This is a genomic window from Phyllobacterium sp., assembly GCF_037994405.1.
Taxonomy (GTDB): Bacteria; Pseudomonadota; Alphaproteobacteria; order Rhizobiales; family Rhizobiaceae; genus Phyllobacterium.
The window spans coordinates 1-1,743 of the sequence record NZ_JBBNAN010000394.1 but is presented as its reverse complement, the minus strand read 5'-3'; the positions used below and the strand labels follow the sequence as shown (position 1 = coordinate 1,743).

Sequence of the window (1,743 nt, the reverse complement as noted above, 5' to 3'; positions counted from 1 at the left end):
TCGAAAGCCTTGACGCATTTGCTCCCGTTTTCGAAACGGAACATGCGAATTCTCCGCCCGATTGTTCAAGCCTTTGTGAGAACGATGCTCGACGCCTGGCATGACCTGACGCTTTGCCGCTCCATAGGAGCGCAATTTATCAGTCACGATCCGCTTTGGCGGCAGGCCTTGCTTCCTCAGAAGACGGATCAATAATCGTCTGGCGGCCTTGGTATTGCGGCGAACCTGCACGATTTCGTCAAGAACATACCCATCCTGGTCAACCGCCCGCCATCTTGGCGGAGACACCCTGAAACACTCGATCTGCAAGCGTATCGCAGTCTATGTCGGCCAGCCTCGCTACGCCTTGTTGTTCCATCGTCGGGGCCCAGCACAATGACGAGTTCGGCGACTGCACGCAGCCATTCCTCCGCCGTTGCGGAGTCGTCAATGACAGCCTGCATCCGCGTGGTCGGGGGACGCAAAACGGCGCGGATAAACGCGCGGTGCAGCTTGGCGCTCATATTGGTGCTGGTGCCGACACGGTCAAAAGCCTCAACAATCCATTGGCAGCATCGATCATAAGCCGGCGCCGCCGGATCGCGGGTAGGTTGAGGATAAGTGTAAAAGATATTCTTAAGAGAATTTGAATGTAGCCGTCTGGCGTCAACAAGATCGGCCAGAAGTTGTCATCGAGCTTCTCACTTTGGTCAGATTGTGCCAATCTCGCGACAGGCAAGCCTCCGAGTAAAACGAGAGGCTGCCAAGCATCGGGAGGGACCAATGTCGGAAAACTCTACCGTTCCTGCTCAGCCGTCCCTTTATGACCGGTTGGGTGGCGTCTATGCGATAGCGACAGTCATAGACGATTTCATTGACCGGGTCATGACTGACAAGAGGCTAAACGCCAACGCGGCGGTTGATGAAGCCCACCACCGTGTCGCACCGGCAGGTTTCAAGTATCTGGTGACCGAGATGCTGTGCTGGGCGGCGGGCGGTCCACAAACCTACTCCGGCAAGGACATGGCAACCACGCACCGGCACCTGAACATCACTGCTAGTGAGTGGGACGCCTTTATGGACGATCTCGATCAAACGCTGAACAAGTTCAAGGTTCCTTCTGTCGAACGGGCGGAGATCATCGCCATCGTTCAGAGCACCCGTGGGGACATCGTCATCGCCTAGCCACAGCGATCGAGTACGGAGAACATCGTGGAACGGATTGGCACGCTCGAAACCATCTGCCGCTATCCCGTCAAGAGCATGGCCGGTCAAGAGGTTGACGAGGCCTTCGTTGGTTTCTCGGGCCTAATGGGCGACCGGGCCTACGCGTTCGAAATGGAGCAAGGACCCAAAGGCTTCCCTTGGCTGACGGGCCGCGAGCAAGCGGATTTGATCGTCTACCGCCCGAAGTATGTCGAGGAAGCTGCGACGCGGCTGCCAGCCGATGTCGAAAAGTCGCTCCACATGGCGCCGGGATTGTTCACGGCATATCCCGAAGCGAAGGCTTTCGCTCTTCGCGTAACTTCGCCAGATGGTCAGACTCATGCTGTCGACTCGGATGAACTCCGCTCGGAACTGGAGAAGAAGAGTGGGCAAAAGGTTAAGCTACGTTTCAGTGACAGGAGCCATTGGGACTGCCGGCCGGTTTCGCTGCTGGGCAATGCTTCTGTTGGAGCGCTCGGTGAAGAACTCGGTATCAAAATGGATCGGAGACGCTTCCGAGCCAATTTTTATGTAAATTGGGACGATTCGAAGCCATAT

General features: G+C 56.3%; 2 protein-coding genes and 1 pseudogene. 2 read left to right on the top strand and 1 reads right to left on the bottom strand.

The genetic code is table 11. The features are described from left to right. Positions 1-273 (bottom strand): annotated as a pseudogene (locus tag AAAC48_RS21870) (DDE-type integrase/transposase/recombinase); the annotation flags it as partial. A gap of 489 nt (positions 274-762) precedes the next feature. Between AAAC48_RS21870 and AAAC48_RS21865 the strand changes: the two are divergent. Both AAAC48_RS21865 and AAAC48_RS21860 read left to right on the top strand, forming a co-directional pair. Then, positions 763-1,164 carry a group 1 truncated hemoglobin gene (locus AAAC48_RS21865; protein WP_340656213.1) on the top strand — a complete coding sequence of 134 codons (402 nt, stop codon included), beginning with the start codon at positions 763-765 and terminating at the stop codon, positions 1,162-1,164. A 27-nt stretch (positions 1,165-1,191) separates the two neighbouring features. Then, positions 1,192-1,743, top strand: a 552-nt coding sequence (locus AAAC48_RS21860; RefSeq protein WP_340656212.1) for an MOSC N-terminal beta barrel domain-containing protein, incomplete at its 3' end; no start/stop codon positions are given.

Coding starts and splice junctions, on each gene's coding strand:
- AAAC48_RS21865 (WP_340656213.1), top strand. CDS start 763: ATGTCGGAAAACTCTACCGTTCCTGCTCAGCCGTCCCTTTATGACCGG.